General features: G+C 65.4%; 12 protein-coding genes. All 12 read left to right on the top strand.

The genetic code is table 11. The features are described from left to right. The first annotated feature begins 3 nt into the window (after positions 1-3). A complete protein-coding gene (locus O9Y01_RS11795) occupies positions 4-702 on the top strand; it encodes a type 4a pilus biogenesis protein PilO (RefSeq protein WP_269631777.1) in 699 nt (232 codons plus the stop codon). Beyond that, positions 699-1229: a pilus assembly protein PilP gene (locus tag O9Y01_RS11790; RefSeq protein ID WP_269631776.1), complete on the top strand. Its 531-nt coding sequence runs from the start codon at positions 699-701 to the stop codon at positions 1227-1229. Before O9Y01_RS11795 ends, O9Y01_RS11790 begins: the two co-directional genes overlap by 4 nt. Further along, a complete protein-coding gene (gene pilQ / locus O9Y01_RS11785) occupies positions 1226-3385 on the top strand; it encodes a type IV pilus secretin PilQ (protein ID WP_442952755.1) in 2160 nt (719 codons plus the stop codon). Before O9Y01_RS11790 ends, pilQ begins: the two co-directional genes overlap by 4 nt. A gap of 46 nt (positions 3386-3431) precedes the next feature. Beyond that, positions 3432-5600: an Ig-like domain-containing protein gene (locus O9Y01_RS11780; RefSeq protein ID WP_269631775.1), complete on the top strand. Its 2169-nt coding sequence runs from the start codon at positions 3432-3434 to the stop codon at positions 5598-5600. Then, positions 5597-6172, top strand: a complete 576-nt coding sequence (locus O9Y01_RS11775) for a shikimate kinase (RefSeq protein WP_269631774.1) — start codon at positions 5597-5599, stop codon at positions 6170-6172. Before O9Y01_RS11780 ends, O9Y01_RS11775 begins: the two co-directional genes overlap by 4 nt. A gap of 52 nt (positions 6173-6224) precedes the next feature. Continuing rightward, positions 6225-7358: a 3-dehydroquinate synthase gene (aroB, locus tag O9Y01_RS11770; RefSeq protein WP_269631773.1), complete on the top strand. Its 1134-nt coding sequence runs from the start codon at positions 6225-6227 to the stop codon at positions 7356-7358. Positions 7359-7378: 20 nt separating this feature from the next. Next, complete coding sequence (locus O9Y01_RS11765) at positions 7379-8509, top strand: deoxyguanosinetriphosphate triphosphohydrolase (protein ID WP_269631772.1); 1131 nt, start codon at positions 7379-7381, stop codon at positions 8507-8509. Positions 8510-8583: 74 nt separating this feature from the next. Next, a complete protein-coding gene (locus tag O9Y01_RS11760) occupies positions 8584-9288 on the top strand; it encodes a transposase (RefSeq protein ID WP_269631771.1) in 705 nt (234 codons plus the stop codon). A gap of 170 nt (positions 9289-9458) precedes the next feature. Next, positions 9459-14237, top strand: coding sequence for a glutamate synthase-related protein (locus O9Y01_RS11755; protein ID WP_269631770.1), 4779 nt, complete (start codon positions 9459-9461; stop codon positions 14235-14237). A 17-nt stretch (positions 14238-14254) separates the two neighbouring features. Beyond that, on the top strand, positions 14255-15721 hold the full coding sequence (locus O9Y01_RS11750) for a glutamate synthase subunit beta (protein WP_269631769.1): 1467 nt from the start codon (positions 14255-14257) through the stop codon (positions 15719-15721). A gap of 272 nt (positions 15722-15993) precedes the next feature. Next, positions 15994-16470 (top strand): type IV pilin protein, encoded by a 477-nt coding sequence (locus O9Y01_RS11745; RefSeq protein WP_269631768.1) that lies wholly within the window; start codon positions 15994-15996, stop codon positions 16468-16470. Further along, positions 16464-17075, top strand: a complete 612-nt coding sequence (locus O9Y01_RS11740; protein ID WP_442952754.1) for a pilus assembly FimT family protein — start codon at positions 16464-16466, stop codon at positions 17073-17075. Before O9Y01_RS11745 ends, O9Y01_RS11740 begins: the two co-directional genes overlap by 7 nt. Positions 17076-17080 lie beyond the last annotated feature (5 nt).

Here is a 17080-nt window from a genome sequence, read left to right as displayed (position 1 = left end):
GACATGGCCAAGAACTCATCCGCCAAATTCGATCTGAACGTCTGGTTCCAAGAGGTCCAGGATCAGTTCAGGGGACTCAACCCGCAGGAGCCAGGCCAGTGGCCCTTGGCGCCGCGCCTGATGGCTTTCCTGGTTGCGGCCGCGCTGGCCGTGACGGCCGGCTGGTTCCTGGTGCTGGCTGACGCCCAGACGGCCCTGGACGCCGAAGCGGCCAAGGAACCGGGCCTGCGCCAGGACTTCCGGAACAAGCTGATCCAGGCTGTGAACCTGCCCGAACTGCGCAAGCAGAAGAGCCAGGTCGAGGAATACGTGAATCAGCTGGAGAAGCAGCTGCCGGGCAAGGCTGACATGGATGCTCTGCTGTCGGACATCAACAACGCCGGCGTGGGCCGTGGCCTGCAGTTCGAGCTCTTCCGCCCTGGTGCGGAAGTGGTGCGGGACTTCTATGCGGAGAAGCCCATCTCGCTCAAGGTGTCGGGCCGATATCACGACATTGGCTCCTTCGCTGCTGACATTGCCAACCTGTCGCGCATCGTGACGCTCAGCAACGTCAACCTTACCGCCATTCAAGCGCGGGATTCCGGCGTCTCTGGCGCCCTCACCATGGAAGCCATGGCGCGGACCTACCGATATCTGGACGCGGGCGAAGTCGCCGAGCAACGCAAGGGCAAGGCGGGCGCCGGTTCGGGAGCCAAGAAATGAAGCGCCTGACAGTCATCACCTTGAGCCTGACGGCACTGAGCCTCAGTGGCTGCGGCAACGACCTGTCCGAATTGCAGGACTGGACTGCCCAGCAGCGGCGCGAGACACGTGCCACCGTGCAGCCGCTGGCGGCGCCGAAGAAGTTTTCGCCTGAGCCCTACGATGCGGCGTTGAGCGTGGACCCGTTCAGCACCCAGAAGCTGCGAGTCGCAGTCAAGCAGGAAGCGGCGCAGCCGAATTCCCTGCTCACGGCGGAAATGAACCGGCGCAAGGAGCCGCTGGAATCCTTCCCCCTTGATTCGATGGTCATGGTGGGCAGTCTGGTGCGTCAGGGGCGTCCATTTGCGCTGCTGAAAGTGGACGCGCTCTTGTACCAAGTCAAGCAAGGTGACCATCTCGGTCTCAACTTCGGGCGGATTACCCAGATTTCCGAAACCGAGATCACCCTGCGGGAAGTCGTCCAGGACGCTGCGGGCGAATGGATAGAACGCACAAGCACCCTCCAGTTGCAGGAGAAGGGACGATGAAGAATTTGTCGGAGATGAGCGGTATGACTCAATGGCGTCGGTGGGCGGTTGGCGTAGTGGCGGTGGCCTTGCTGCCGCTTCAGGCTTGGGCGCAAAACGCCATCAAGTCCATCAGCACTATGCAGCAATCGGGCGTGGAAGTCGTTCGAATCGAGCTCAATGAGAGCTTGAAAGAGATCCCCGCAGGTTTCGTGGTGCAGGCGCCTCCCCGCATTGCGCTGGATCTGCCGGGCATTGCCAACGGCATGGGGCGCAACACGGTGGAAATCAACGCAGGCAATCTGCGTTCCGCCAGCGTCGCCCAGGCAGGGGAGCGCACACGTGTGGTGCTGAACCTGCGGCAGGCTTCCAGCTACCGTGCGCAACTCGACAACAAGGCACTGCTGGTGATCCTTGAGAACGGGGGCACGCAGACTGCGGCGGTGGCTTCGCCATCGAAGCCGGCCGAACCCGTGCATTTCGCTCCCAGCCTCAATGCCGCCAGCCAAACCCTGCGCGATATTGACTTCCGCCGCGGTACGGATGGCGCGGGTCGCGTGGTCATCAGCCTGCCGAGCAACCAGGTGGGGGTGGACATCCAGCAGCAGGGTCAAAGCCTGGTGCTGGAGTTCCCCAAGACCAGCCTGCCGCCCGAGCTTCGCCGTCGCCTTGACGTGGCCGACTTCGGCAGTCCCGTGCAGTACGTGAGTGCCAGCCAGGTGGGTGACAAGGTCCGCGTGGTCGTGGAGCCCAAGGGTGTCTGGGAGCACAGCGCTTATCAGAGTGACAACCAGTTCGTTCTGGAGGTGCGCCCCCAGAAGGTCGATCCCAACAAGCTGGTGCAAGGCCCCGGCTTCGCGGGCGACAAGCTGTCGCTGAACTTCCAGAGCATCGAAGTGCGCGCGCTGCTGCAGGTCATTGCCGACTTCACCAACTTCAACGTGGTGACCAGTGACACCGTGACCGGCAACGTGACCCTGCGCCTGAAGGATGTGCCCTGGGATCAGGCCCTGGACATCATCCTGCAGGCCCGTGGCCTGGGCTTGCGCAAGTCCGGCAACGTGCTGTGGATTGCACCCAAGGAAGAGCTGGCCAACAAGGAAAAGGCCGATCTCGAAGCCAAGGCACAGCTGGCTCAGCTGGAGCCCCTGCGCACGCAGTCCTTCCAGCTGAACTACGTCAAGGCTGAGGACATCTTGAAGGGCCTGACGGGTACGAGCAGCGGTGGGGGCGCCAACTCCCGCATCCTGTCGCCGCGCGGCAGCGTGATCTCCGAGTCCCGGACCAACCAGCTGTTCGTCAATGACACCTCCAGCAAGCTGGAGGAAGTTCAAGCCTTGATTGCCAAGATCGACATCCCGGTCCGCCAGGTGCTGATCGAGGCACGCATCGTGGAAGCGGATGACAGCTTTGGCCGCTCGCTGGGTGTGAAGCTGGGTGTCAACGACGTGCGGGCGTCGCAAGGTGGCATTCCCGGCTACAACATGGGTGGCAACAACTATGTGGCCATCGGCGGCAACTACGGCGCCGTTGGCGGTCAGACCCTGCAGCCTGGTGCCACGCGTACCTACAACGACACGCAGCTGATCAGCCTGCCGGCACCGAGCGTGCTGGGCGGGGCACCCCAGACCTTCGCGCTGACGCTGTTCAACGCCACCGCCAACCGTTTCCTGAACCTGGAGTTGTCGGCCCTGGAGGCAGATGGCCGCGGCAAGATCGTGTCCAGCCCCCGTGTGGTGACGGCAGACCAGGCCAAGGCATTGATCGAGCAGGGTGAGGAAATTCCTTATCAGCAGGCGACCTCGGCAGGCGCGACGGCCGTGACCTTCAAGAAGGCTGTGCTGAAGCTTGAAGTGGTGCCGCAGATCACGCCCGAGGGCAACGTCATCCTGGACGTAGACGTCAACAAGGACAGTCGTGGCGTTCTCACGCCCCAGGGCTATGCCATCAACAACAAGCATGTGAAGACTCAGGTGCTGGTTGAGAATGGCGGCACTGTCGTGCTGGGTGGCATCTTCACCCAGGAAGAGCACGAGGACGTGAAGAAGGTGCCGTTCCTGGGCGACGTGCCGGTGGTTGGCAATCTGTTCAAGAACAGGGCCAAGACCTCGAGCAAGACTGAATTGCTGATCTTCATCACCCCCAAGGTGGTGACGGATCGGGTGAGCGGAAAATAAGTGCTACTGGTGCCTCGCACAGCGCGTGGCACCCTAGGAGAGTGAAATGTTGAAGTTGTTCCGAGGACTTGGCTCGCGGTGGTTGCAAGGCCTGATGGGTCTGGCCATGGTGACGAGCCTGGTGGCTTGTGGCGGGGGAGGCAGCGCGGGATCGCCCGTGCTTGGCGGTGGTGGCACTGGCGGTACGACAACGCCTGCGCCCAAGGTCAGCCTGAGCCTGTCGTCTGATACCGTTGCGCTGGCCTCGCCGGCCACGGTGACCGCCGTGTTCAAGGATGCAACCGGCGGTGCGATCAGCGGTCAGGTCGTCACCTTCACCACCACGGGCGGCCTCGGCGTGTTCAGCGCCGCGACGGCCCTGACGGATGCCAGCGGCGTGGCCTCGGTCACCCTGTCTCCCAAGGACAGCACCAGCACCGGCGCCGACACGGTGACGGCCTCGGTGACCTACAACAACGCGACCTACAGCGCGTCGGCCGGCTTCAAGCTGACCGCCACGACGGTCACCATTGCTTCGGTGACGTCGGACATCACGGCCCTGGGTGCCTACGCCCAGACCTCCATCAACGTCACCCTGGCAGGCACGAGTTCCGCGACGCCTGTGAAGGTCACCATCGCCTCGCAGTGCGTGACCAGCGGCCGTGCGACGCTGGTGCCGGCGGACGTGACCACCACGACCGGCTCCGCCAGCTTCACCTACCGTGACAATGGCTGCGGCGCCTACCAGAAGGAAGACAACCTGCAGATCGCGGTGGTCGGCACGACGCAACTGGCCTCGCTCAAGTTCAGCCTGAGCTCGCCGGCTGTCGCCAGCATCTCCTTCATTTCCTCGTCGCCGCAGAGCATCTACCTCCGCGGTTCCGGCTATGTCGAGAACTCCGACGTCAAGTTCCAGGTCAAGGATGCCAGCGGCCAGGGCGTGCCCGAGCAACTGGTGGTGCTGGAGCCGACCACGCTGGCCGGCGGCCTGCTGATCGAGGGCGGCAGCGCCCCCGTGACCAAGAAGACCGATTCCAAGGGTGAAGTCACCGTCCGCATCAATTCGGGCACGGTGCCGACCCCGGTTCGCGTCAAGGCCACGCTGAAGGACAGCGCCATCGCGACGGTGTCCAGCAGCTTGTCGATCGCCGTGGGCCTGCCTTCTCAGCTGCGCTTCTCCGTGGCCCCGGTGGCCTTCAATATTGAAGCCTACGACTTTGACGGCACGCCCAACAATTACACCGTCATCGCTTCGGACCGCCTGGGCAACCCGGTTCCGGATGGTACGGCGATCAACTTCGTGACCGAGTCCGGTCAGATCGAGGCCCTGAAGTTCACCTCCCTGACCGGCGGCATCGCCAAGGCGACTGCTGCGACAGCCTCGAACGGTCAGCGTCCGCTGGATGGCCGTGTGACGATGGTGGCCTACGCCCTGGGCGAGGAGTCCTTCATCGACCGCAACGGCAACAACATCTACGACAAGGCCGGCGAGAACGGTGCTACCCAGGATGAAGACTTCCAGGACCTGGGCGACATCTTCCTGGACCGCCTCTACAACGGAAAATTCGATGCCGAGAAGGATCAGTTCCTGTCGCTGTCCCTGGGTGGCAACAAGGAATGCAAGGAAGGCAACGACAGCGTTCTGAAGATGATCAAGGATCCGGCGACCGGACGCCAGCTTGAAATCTATCCGTCGCGCCCCGGTTCTTGCGACCAGGCTTGGGGTCGTGCCTATGTGCGCCAGGCGGTCCAGACGGTCTGGTCGCGTTCCACAGCGAATCCGATGTGGGGCACCAAGAACCATCCCAACGCAGTGGCATCTTCGCTTACCGCCTGCCCGACGGCGGCCACTCGTCTGTATGACTACGATACCAATGGCCAGCCGATGAACGCTGTCCTGTATCCAGTGTCGGGCACGCAGCTGTATTCGATGCCTGGTCAGTCCACCATCTCCTTCTACGTCTCGGATTCGAACGAGGTCGCGTTCAATCCGGTGGCGGCGGGATCGGTCGTCTCGGCTTCGGCAACGGACGGCATGTCGGTTTCCATCGCCGCGGGTTCGCCGATTCCCAGCACGACGGCACCCAGCGTCGTTGTGGTGAACTACAAGTTCGACAACGTGAATTCGGGTGTCATCACGGTCAAGGTTCAGTCGCCCCTGGGGGTTGTCAGTGCCCATGGCATCTACGTGACGACGGTTGCCAAGCCGGACGGCTACGTCAGCTGCACCCCTTGATCGTTTCCCTCGTCGGCATGCCCGGCGGTGGCAAGTCCACCGTCGGGCGTAGTCTTTCCCGGCAGGCCGGGATGCGCTTTGTCGACTCCGACACCGAGATCGAGAAGCAGCTGGGCGAAAGCATCCGCAGCTTCTTCGATCGCGAGGGCGAGGCCCGGTTCCGTGACATCGAGCAGGCGGTGATCGCCGACCTGCTGCAGCGCCCGGGCGACATGGTCCTGGCGACCGGCGGCGGCGCCGTGCTGCGCGAGGCCAACCGCCTGGCGCTGCGCCAGCATTCCACCGTGCTGTACCTGCGCTCGACGCCCGAAGAGCTGTTCCGGCGTTTGCGGCACGACACCCAGCGCCCCCTGCTGCAGGTGAAGGACCCCCTCCAGAAACTGCGCGAGCTCTATGCGCAGCGCGATCCCCTCTACCGAACGACTGCCCACTACACCATCGAGGTAGGCCGCCCGTCCGTGGCGACCCTGGTCAATATGGTGCTGATGCAGCTGGAGTTGGCGGGCCTGATCTCTGCAGAGCGCGTTGCCGCCACTGTAGGCGCCGGGCGTGGGGACGAAGAGCAAGCCTGAGATCGGCACAGTCGAAGGCGTGTCTGTTCTGCGGGCCGTACACTCGGCCGATATGAACGCCACTCCCTCCAGCCCGGGCGCTGCCGGGCTCGCTGCTGCCGGCCATCTCCGGGTCCCCATTGCTCTGGATGACCGCAGCTATGACATCCACATCGGCCGCAGCCTGCTGACCACTGCCAGCAGCTGGGAGGGCCTTCCCAAGGCTCGATGCGCCGTGATCGTCAGCAACGAGACTGTTGCACCCCTGTATCTCGAGACCGTGGCCGCCCGCCTGCGCGATCACTACGCGCAGGTCCTGTCTGTCGTGCTGCCCGACGGTGAGCAGTACAAGGGCTGGGACGCCATCGAGCGCATCGCGTCCACCCTGCTGCAGGCCGCAGCCGATCGCAAGACGGTGCTCTTCGCCCTGGGCGGCGGCGTGATCGGTGACATGACCGGCTTTGCGGCGGCCATCTACATGCGTGGCGTGCCCTTCGTCCAGATTCCCACCACCCTGCTGGCCCAGGTCGATTCCTCCGTGGGAGGCAAGACCGCCATCAACCATGCCCTGGGCAAGAACATGCTGGGCGCCTTCTACCAGCCGCAGCGCGTCATCGCTGACCTCGACACGCTCCGTACCCTGCCGGATCGGGAGCTGTCTGCCGGCCTGGCCGAGGTGATCAAGTACGGGCCCATCGCCGATGCCAATTTCCTGGCCTGGCTGGAAGCCAACATGGATGCGCTCCGTGCGCGTGATCCCTCGGCCCTGGCCTACGCGGTGCAGCGCAGTTGCGAGATCAAGGCCTGGGTCGTGGGCCAGGACGAGCGCGAGTCAGGCCTGCGGGCCATCCTCAACTTCGGCCACACCTTTGGCCATGCCATCGAGACCGGCCTGGGCTACGGTGAATGGCTGCATGGCGAGGCCGTGGGCTGCGGCATGGTCATGGCCAGTGATCTGTCCGTTCGGCTGGGACTCATGCCGCCCGAGTTCCTGGCCCGCATGACGGCCCTCATCGGCCGGGCCGGCCTGCCGGTGAAGGCGCCGGCCTCGATCGGTGTCGAGCGCTTCTTGAACCTGATGCGGGTCGACAAGAAAGCCGAAGACGGCGAGATCCGCTTCGTGCTGATCGAACGCCTGGGGCAGGCGGTGATGCGCAGCGCCCCGGATGCCCTGGTGACCGACGTCATCCGGCAGCACAGCGCCTGAGCCTTGAAAGACCGTTGCGCATGACCCTGAAGCCCTACGCCTGCCATGCCAACGCCTCCCGCGGTCGCCGCTTCCCGGAGCCGGCTGCGCCCACGCGCAGCGAGTTCCAGCGCGACCGCGACCGCATCGTCCACAGCTCCGCCTTTCGCCGCCTGGTCTACAAGACCCAGGTCTTCCTCAACCATGAAGGCGACCTGTTCCGCACACGGCTGACACACTCGCTGGAGGTGGCCCAGCTGGGGCGCTCCATTGGCCGCAGCCTGGGCCTGGACGAGGACCTGATCGAAACCGTGGCGCTGGCCCACGACCTGGGCCACACCCCCTTCGGCCATGCCGGCCAGGATGTCCTCGACGATTGCATGAAGGCCCATGGCGGCTTCGAGCACAACCTGCAGAGCCTGCGCGTCGTGGACCATCTGGAGCAACGCTACCCGGCCTTCGACGGGCTCAACCTCACGTTCGAGAGCCGGGAGGGCATCCTCAAGCACTGCGCGCGGCGCAATGCGGAGCAGATCGAGGCGCGCGAACCCGGCGGCATCGCCCAGCGCTTCCTCAGCGGCGGCCAGCCCAGCCTTGAGGCCCAGCTCTGCAACCTGGCGGACGAGGTGGCCTACAACGCCCACGATATCGATGACGGTGTGCGTTCCGGGCTACTGACACTGGAGCAACTGGAATCGGTGCCCCTGGTGCAGCACTACCTGCGTGAGACGCTGGCTGCCTACCCCGCCCTCAAGGGCAAGCGCCTGCTGTTCGAGACCATCCGCCGCATGCTGTCCCAGCAGGTCTACGACATCATCGAGGCCAGCGAAGCCGCCCTGGACGAGCACAGACCGGGCGACGTCGACGCCGTCCGGCGGGCGCCACCCCTGATCCGCTTCACGCCGGCCATGCGCCAGGCCAGCACCGAGCTCAAGCGCTTCCTCTTCGCCAATCTGTACCGGCATGCCCAGGTCCGCGACACCCGCCAGCGGGCGGAAACAGTCCTCCGGGACCTGTTCGCCGCCTATCTGCAGGACCGCCAGCACCTGCCGCCGGACTTCGCAGAGCAGAGGGACCACCCGCGCGCCTGTGCCGACTACATCGCCGGCATGACCGACCGCTTCGCACTGAAAGAGCATGAAAGGTTGACGGGGCAGCGTCTTTTTGCCTGAGCTGCCTTTCGGCGTTTGCCTGGGGAATAATTGGGGACAGATTGACGCAGCCCCCGGCTGCAAGGAGCGCCGCCATGGCCCGACTGTCCCGCCTTGCCATTCCCGGCGAGGTCCATCACCTGATCCAGCGTGGCCACGACCAGCAGCCCATCGTCCGGGATGATGAGGACCGCCGTGCCTTCGTCGATGCACTGCGCGAATGTGCGGCCCTGCACAAAGTGGCCATCCACGCCTACGTGCTGATGGACAACCACCTGCACCTGCTGGCTACGCCCCCCGCGCCGGAGAGTCTCAGCCGGATGATGCAGTCGCTGGGGCGGCGATACGTGGCCCGCTTCAACCGGAGGCATCAGCGCAGCGGCGGACTGTGGGAAGGGCGCTTCCGCGCGGCACCGCTAGAGCCGAGCTGGCTGCTGTCGTGCATGCGCTACATCGAGCTCAACCCGCAGCGCAGCGGCCTGGTCGAGCGTCCGGAGGCCTATGCCTGGTCCAGCGCGGCCCACCATCTGGGCGCCGTGCGTGATCCGCTGGTACACGACCACGCCGGCTTCTGGGCCATGGGCAACACGCCTTTTGAGCGCGATGCCAACTACCGGCGCTACCTGGAAGAGGGCAGCAGCCCCGAGGAGATGGAGGCCCTGTTGGCGGCAGCCCTGCGCGGCTGGCCCCTCGGTTCTCCCGCCTATCGCGCCCAGCTGGCCAAGCAGACCGACCGGCCGCTGGCGCCCCGGCCGCGCGGCCGCCCGCCGCGTCAGGCCAATAAGACTGTCCCCAATTAATTTGGAGCTTGCACTCTGGAATCGGTATAAAAGAGTCTGACCCCATTTAATCGTTCTTGTCCTGTAACGGTTCGACGACTAATCTGCACGGCAATCCTCCCGCGCTGCAGCAATCGCGTAGCGCAGGCCCCCCGGGGCCGGAGCTACAGCCTTTTGAATGCGGAGTCGCCATGGCAGTCGAGATGAGCCACCCCCAGAGTCCTTCCACCCAAGGGCCTGACCACGCCGAGATCCAGTCCCTGGCGCAGCAGGGCCTGTACCGGACCCAGAACGAGAAGGACGCCTGCGGCCTGGGCTTCGTGGCCCACATCAAGGGTCAGAAGGCGCATGCCATCGTGCAGCAGGGCCTGAAGATCCTGGAGAACCTGGATCACCGGGGCGCCGTGGGCGCGGATGCCCTGATGGGCGACGGTGCCGGCATCCTGATCCAGATCCCGGACCAGCTCTACCGTGAAGAGATGGCCAAGCAGGGTGTCACGCTGCCGCCGCTGGGCGAATACGGCGTGGGCCTGATCTTCCTGCCGAAGGAACATGCGTCGCGCCTGGCCTGCGAGCAGGAGCTGGCGCGCGCGATCAAGGCCGAGGGTCAGGTCTTGCTGGGCTGGCGTGACGTGCCGGTGGATGCCGAGCTGCCCATGTCGCCCACGGTGCGGGAAAAGGAACCCATCATCCGCCAGGTCTTCATCGGCCGAGGCCCGGACATCATCGTGCCGGACGCGCTGGAACGTAAGCTCTACGTGATCCGCAAGACGGCCTCCAGCGCCATCCAGGCCCTGAAGCTCACGCACAGCCGCGAGTACTACGTGCCCAGCATGAGCTGCCGCACCGTCATCTACAAGGGCCTGCTGCTGGCCGATCAGGTCGGCAAGTACTACAAGGATCTCTCGGACCCGCGTACCGTTTCGGCCATCGCCCTGGTGCACCAGCGCTTCTCCACCAACACCTTCCCCGAATGGCCGCTGGCCCACCCCTACCGCATGGTCGCCCACAATGGCGAGATCAACACGGTCAAGGGCAACTTCAACTGGATGCGCGCCCGTGAGGGCGTGATGAAGTCGCCGGTGCTCGGTGACGACCTGAAGAAGCTCTATCCCATCAGCTTCGAGCACCAGTCCGACACGGCCACCTTCGACAACGCCATCGAGCTGCTGACCATGGCCGGCTACCCCCTGGCCCATGCCGCGATGATGATGATCCCGGAAGCCTGGGAGCAGCATGAGCAGATGGACGAGCGCCGCCGCGCCTTCTACGAGTACCACGCCGCCATGATGGAGCCCTGGGACGGCCCCGCCGCCATGGTCTTCACGGATGGCCGCCAGGTCTGCGCCGCACTGGACCGCAACGGTCTGCGCCCGGCGCGCTACTGCGTGACCGACGACGACATGGTCGTGCTGGCCTCCGAATCCGGCGTGCTGCCCATCCCCGAAAGCAAGATCGTCAAGAAGTGGCGCCTGCAGCCGGGCAAGATGTTCCTGATCGACCTGGAGCAGGGCCGCATCGTTGACGATGAGGAGCTCAAGACCCAGTTCGCCAACGCGCGCCCCTACCGGCAGTGGATCGAGAACGTCCGCGTCAAGCTGGACAGCATTCCCGTGGCCGACCCGGCGCCCGCCAGCTTCGAGTCCAGCCTGCTGGACCGCCAGCAGGCCTTCGGCTTCACCCAGGAAGACATCAAGTTCCTGCTGGCGCCCATGGCCGCCAACGGCGAGGAGGGCATCGGCTCCATGGGCAATGACTCGCCCCTGGCCGTGCTCTCTGACAAGAACAAGCCGCTCTACAACTACTTCAAGCAGCTGTTCGCCCAGGTGACCAACCCGCCGATCGATCCGATCCGCGAGAACATCGTGATGTCCCTCAACAGCTTCGTGGGCCCCAAGCCCAATCTGCTGGACATCAACGCCGTCAACCCGCCCATGCGCCTGGAGGTGAGCCAGCCCGTGCTCGACTTCAAGGACATGGCCCGCCTGCGCGCCATCGAGCAGCACACGAACGGCAAGTTCAAGCCCTATGAGCTGGACATCACCTATCCGCGCGCCTGGGGCCGTGAAGGCGTGGAGGCCCAGCTGGCCTCGCTGTGCGCCGAGACCGTGGACGCCATCAAGAGCGGCCACAACATCCTCATCATCAGTGACCGCCACCTGAGTGCCGACCGCGTGGCCATCCCTGCGCTGCTGGCGCTGTCCGCCGTGCACCACCATCTGGTGCGCGAGGGCCTGCGCACCACGGCCGGCCTGGTCGTCGAGACGGGCACGGCGCGCGAGGTGCACCACTTCGCGGTGCTGGCCGGCTTCGGTGCCGAGGCCGTCCACCCCTATCTGGCGCTGGAGACGCTGACCCAGATGACGGCCGAGCTGCCGGGCAATCTGTCGGCCGAGAAGGCCATCTACAACTACATCAAGGCCGTGGGCAAGGGGCTGTCGAAGATCATGTCCAAGATGGGCATCTCGACCTACATGTCCTACTGCGGCGCGCAGATCTTCGAGGCCATCGGCCTCAAGGCGGACTTTGTCGAGAAGTACTTCCGCGGCACCCCCACGCAGGTCGGCGGTATCGGCGTGTTCGAGGTGGCGGAGGAGGCCCTGCGTCTGCACGAGGCGGCCTTCGGCAACGATCCGGTGCTGGCCACCATGCTCGAGGCGGGCGGCGAGTACGCCTGGCGCGCCCGCGGCGAGGAGCACATGTGGACGCCCGACGCCATCGCCAAGCTGCAGCACAGCACGCGCTCGGGCAAGTTCGAGACCTACAAGGAATACGCCCAGCTCATCAATGACCAGAGCAAGCGCCACATGACGCTGCGTGGCCTGTTCGAGTTCAAGTTCGATCCGGCCAAGGCGATCCCGCTGGAGGAGGTCGAGTCGGCGGCCGACATCGTCAAGCGCTTCGCGACCGGGGCCATGTCCCTGGGCTCCATCTCCACCGAGGCCCATGCCACGCTGGCCGTGGCCATGAACCGCATTGGCGGCAAGAGCAACACGGGTGAAGGGGGTGAGGATCCTGCGCGTTATCGCAACGAGCTCAAGGGCATCAAGATCGTCAAGGGCACCAAGGTGTCCGACGTCATCGGCAGCAAGGTGATCGAGGCCGACTACGAGCTGCAGGACGGCGATTCGCTGCGCTCCAAGATCAAGCAGGTGGCCTCGGGCCGATTCGGCGTGACGGCCGAGTACCTGGTCAGCGCCGACCAGATCCAGATCAAGATGGCCCAGGGCGCGAAGCCGGGCGAGGGCGGCCAGCTGCCGGGCGGCAAGGTGTCCGAGTACATCGGCTTCCTGCGCTATTCGGTGCCGGGCGTGGGCCTGATCTCGCCGCCGCCGCACCATGACATCTACTCCATCGAGGACCTGGCCCAGCTGATCCACGACCTGAAGAACGTCAACGGCCGGGCTGACATCTCGGTCAAGCTCGTGTCCGAGGTGGGCGTGGGCACCATTGCGGCCGGCGTGGCCAAGGCCAAGGCCGACCACATCGTGATCGCCGGTCACGACGGCGGCACGGGCGCCTCGCCCTGGAGCTCCATCAAGCATGCCGGCACGCCCTGGGAGCTGGGCCTGGCCGAGGCCCAGCAGACCCTGGTGCTGAACCGTCTGCGCGGCCGCGTGCGCGTGCAGGCCGACGGCCAGATGAAGACCGGCCGTGACGTCGTCATCGGTGCCCTGCTGGGTGCTGATGAATTCGGCTTCGCCACCGCACCGCTGGTGGTCGAGGGCTGCATCATGATGCGCAAGTGCCACCTCAACACCTGCCCGGTGGGCGTGGCCACGCAGGACCCGGTGCTGCGCGCCAAGTTCTCCGGCAAGCCTGAGCACGTGGTGAACTACTTCTTCTTCGTCGCCGAGGAAGCGCGCCAGATCATGGCCCAGCTGGGCATTCGCAAGTTCGACGAGCTGATCGGCCGCTCGGACCTGCTGGACACCCGCAAGGGCATCAGCCACTGGAAGGCCCGCGGGCTGGACTTCAGCCGTGTCTTCCACCGCCCCGCGCTGGCCGCCGACGTGGCCCGCCTGCACAACGCCACGCAGGACCATGGCCTGGACCGCGCGCTGGACGTCAAGCTGATCGAGAAGTGCCTGCCCGCCTTTGAAAAGGGCGAGAAGGTGCAGTTCATGCAGGAGGTCAGCAATGTGCGTCGCACGGTGGGCGCCATGCTCTCCGGCGAGCTGGTGCGCCGCCATCCGGAGGGTCTGCCGGACCACACCATCTTCATCCAGATGGAAGGTACGGGTGGCCAGAGCTTCGGTGCCTTCCTGGCCCCGGGCATCACGCTGTACCTGATCGGTGACGCCAATGACTACACCGGCAAGGGCCTCTCCGGCGGCCGTGTGGTGGTGCGCCCCTCCATCGACTTCCGCGGGGACGCGACCAAGAACATCATCGTGGGCAACACCGTGCTGTACGGCGCGACCCGCGGCGAGGCCTTCTTCCGCGGTGTGGCCGGCGAGCGCTTCGCGGTGCGCCTGTCCGGCGCTTCTGCGGTCGTCGAAGGCACCGGCGACCATGGCTGCGAATACATGACCGGCGGCACCGTGGTCGTGCTGGGCAAGACCGGCCGCAACTTCGCGGCAGGCATGAGCGGTGGCATCGCCTATGTCTTCGACGAGGACGGCAGCTTCGCCAAGCGCTGCAACACCAGCATGGTCAGCCTGGACAAGATCCTGCCCTCGCATGAGCAGGAGGCCAGCGTCGACAAGGCCATCTGGCACCGCCTCACCCAGGGCGGCGAGGCCCAGACCGACGAAGCCATCCTCAAGAAGATGATCGAGGACCACCACCGCTGGACCGGCAGTCAGCGCGCCCGCGACATCCTGGACCACTGGGCCGATTCGCGCGCCAAGTTCGTCAAGGTCTTCCCCAACGAATACCGCCGGGCTCTGGGCGAGCTGCACGCCGCCCGCGAAGCCGCCGAGACCATTGCCCACGCCAAGGCCCCCGCCGCCTCGGTGAAGGCTTGAGAGATTAGGAGTACACAATGGGAAAAGTCACCGGCTTCATGGAGTACGAGCGCCTGGAGGAGGGCTACGAGCCCGTTCCGGCCCGCCTGAAGAACTACAAGGAGTTCGTCATTGCGCTGAGCGCCGATCAGGCCAAGCAGCAGGGCGCGCGCTGCATGGACTGCGGCACGCCGTTCTGCAACAACGGCTGCCCGGTCAACAACATCATTCCGGACTTCAACGATCTCGTGTACCGCGGTGACTGGCAGAACGCCATCACCGTCCTGCACAGCACCAACAACTTCCCGGAGTTCACCGGCCGCATCTGCCCCGCGCCCTGCGAGGCGGCCTGCACGCTGAACGTCAATGACGACGCGGTGGGCATCAAGTCCATCGAGCACGCCATCATCGACCGCGCCTGGCTCGAGGGCTGGGTGAAGCCGCAGCCGGCCGCCGTGAAGACAGGCAAGCGCGTGGCCGTCGTGGGCTCGGGCCCGGCCGGCCTGGCCGCGGCGCAGCAGCTGGCGCGTGTCGGTCACGAGGTCACGGTCTTCGAGAAGAACGACCGCGTGGGCGGCCTGCTGCGCTATGGCATCCCCGACTTCAAGATGGAGAAGTCCCACATCGACCGCCGTGTGCAGCAGATGGAGGCCGAGGGTGTCGTCTTCCGCACCGGCGTGCTCGTGGCCAGCCTCGGTGAGGACAGCAAGGTCACCAACTGGGCCAAGGAAACGGTCAGCGCCGAGGACCTGAAGGCCCAGTTCGATGCCGTGCTGCTGTGCGGCGGCGCCGAGCAGTCGCGAGACCTGCCGGTGCCGGGCCGTGACCTGGCGGGCATCCACTTCGCGATGGAGTTCCTGCCCCAGCAGAACAAGGTCAATGCCGGCGACAAGCTCAAGGGCCAGTTGCGGGCGGAAGGCAAGCACGTCATCGTCATCGGCGGTGGGGACACCGGCAGCGACTGCGTGGGGACCAGCAATCGCCATGGCGCCAAGAGCGTCACCCAGTTCGAGCTGATGCCCCGCCCGCCCGAGGAAGAGGACCGCCCGCTGACCTGGCCCTACTGGCCCTACAAGCTGCGCACCTCGTCCAGCCATGAGGAGGGCTGCGAGCGCGAATTCGCCATCGCCACCAAGGAATTCATCGGTGAGAAGGGCAAGGTCACCGGCGTCAAGACGGTGCGCGTGGAGTGGCAGGGCGGCAAGATGGTCGAGGTGCCGGGTTCCGAGCAGGTGCTGAAGGCGGACCTGGTGCTGCTGGCCATGGGCTTTGTCGCGCCGGTCTCGCCGGTGCTGGAGGCCTTTGGCGTGGGCAAGGATGCCCGCGGCAATGCCAAGGCGAGCACCGAGGCCCAGGGGGGCTACGCGACGAACGTCGACAAGGTCTTCGCCGCGGGTGACATGCGCCGGGGCCAGTCCCTGGTCGTCTGGGCCATCCGCGAGGGTCGCCAGGCCGCCCGGGCCGTGGACGAATACCTGACCGGCAGCAGCGTGCTGCCGCGCTGACCCCGGCCGACCGCTCCCGGGCATCGCCCGACTGCCAGCCGCCCCGCGTGACGCGAGGGCGGCTTTTTCATGGCTGACCGGAAACTGTTTGCGGCTGGTTACAAGCTTTTGCCATTCGTCCGCGACGGGCGGCCGCTGGTCGGGCGGTGTGTCGCCACCGTGGAAAACGCCCCCTCACTTTGCCTATGCTTCGGCCGACACTACGCTCAGGCCCATGCCAGGCTCCCTTTGGGGGCCCGGTTCTGGCGTCCCGAACGAACCTGCGAGCAACCATGACACATATTCGATTTGCCGGTGCGAAGCGCGCTTCCCAGTCAGGCTTCACCTTGATGGAAGTCCTGGTGGTGACGGCCATCCTGGGCATCCTGGCGGGCCTGGCCTTGCCTGCCTATCGTGACTATGTGCGGCGCGGCAGCATCCCGGAAGCAACTGCAGCGCTGTCGGACTACCGAGTCAAGATGGAGCAGTACTACCAGGATCACCGCAACTACGGCTCCGGTGGCAAGTGCGCCAATGATGATCCGGCTCCGGCGTGGAAGGATTTCTCTCCTGCGGGCAAAAAGAACTTTGACTACGGATGCGAGTCCCTGGCGGACGGTCAGGACTACAAGCTGACCGCCTCCGGCAAGTCGGCCTCCGTGGTTGCGGGCCATACCTACGAGCTGACCTCCTCGACTTCCAAGACGACGTCCTTCAAGGGCGAAACGGTGGATAAGAACTGCTGGGTCGTCCGGGGGGATGAATGTTGAGCGCCAGAAGCCCCAGGCTCGCTGGGCCAACGCCGGGCTTCACGCTCGTGGAGATGGCTGTCGCCCTTGCCATCATGGGCCTCCTGGTGGCGGTGACGGTTCCCGGTGCCGTGGAATGGGTCAGGAACCTGCAGGTCCGCAGCACCACGGAGTCGCTGCGTGCAGGTCTTGAGCGGGCCCGCCTGGATGCACTGAAGAACAACCGCGCGGTCAGCTTCTGGCTGATTGCCGATGACGCCGCGATACCGGGCAGCGCCTGCGCGGTGTCCAACACGGGCCGCCACTGGGTGATCAGCGTGAAGGACCCTGCGGGCAAGTGCAATGAAGACGTTCCCAGCGCGGATCCCCTGCTGGTTGCACGATCCGAGGCCTTGTCCGGCGCTTCGCGGGTCACGGTCGCGGCCGTCGACAGCACAGACAAGGATGCCTCCCGGGTGATCTTCAACACCCTGGGGCAGGTGGTCAACGCGGATGCCATCAACCGCATCACCATCAAGCCGGCCTCCGGCACGGCACGGGAACTCCAGATCCGCGTGGAAAGCGGGGGTGCGATCCGCAGCTGCGATCCCAAGGTGTCTTCCAGTGATCCGAGGGCCTGCCCATGAACACC

This window comes from Pelomonas sp. BJYL3, assembly GCF_027257975.1.
Lineage (GTDB): Bacteria > Pseudomonadota > Gammaproteobacteria > Burkholderiales > Burkholderiaceae_C > Roseateles_B > Roseateles_B flavus.
This window is presented reverse-complemented; position numbering and strand designations above follow the sequence as displayed.

Coding starts and splice junctions, on each gene's coding strand:
- O9Y01_RS11795 (WP_269631777.1), top strand. CDS start 4: ATGGCCAAGAACTCATCCGCCAAATTCGATCTGAACGTCTGGTTCCAA.
- O9Y01_RS11790 (WP_269631776.1), top strand. CDS start 699: ATGAAGCGCCTGACAGTCATCACCTTGAGCCTGACGGCACTGAGCCTC.
- pilQ (WP_442952755.1), top strand. CDS start 1,226: ATGAAGAATTTGTCGGAGATGAGCGGTATGACTCAATGGCGTCGGTGG.
- O9Y01_RS11780 (WP_269631775.1), top strand. CDS start 3,432: ATGTTGAAGTTGTTCCGAGGACTTGGCTCGCGGTGGTTGCAAGGCCTG.
- aroB (WP_269631773.1), top strand. CDS start 6,225: ATGAACGCCACTCCCTCCAGCCCGGGCGCTGCCGGGCTCGCTGCTGCC.
- O9Y01_RS11765 (WP_269631772.1), top strand. CDS start 7,379: ATGACCCTGAAGCCCTACGCCTGCCATGCCAACGCCTCCCGCGGTCGC.
- O9Y01_RS11760 (WP_269631771.1), top strand. CDS start 8,584: ATGGCCCGACTGTCCCGCCTTGCCATTCCCGGCGAGGTCCATCACCTG.
- O9Y01_RS11755 (WP_269631770.1), top strand. CDS start 9,459: ATGGCAGTCGAGATGAGCCACCCCCAGAGTCCTTCCACCCAAGGGCCT.
- O9Y01_RS11750 (WP_269631769.1), top strand. CDS start 14,255: ATGGGAAAAGTCACCGGCTTCATGGAGTACGAGCGCCTGGAGGAGGGC.
- O9Y01_RS11745 (WP_269631768.1), top strand. CDS start 15,994: ATGACACATATTCGATTTGCCGGTGCGAAGCGCGCTTCCCAGTCAGGC.
- O9Y01_RS11740 (WP_442952754.1), top strand. CDS start 16,464: ATGTTGAGCGCCAGAAGCCCCAGGCTCGCTGGGCCAACGCCGGGCTTC.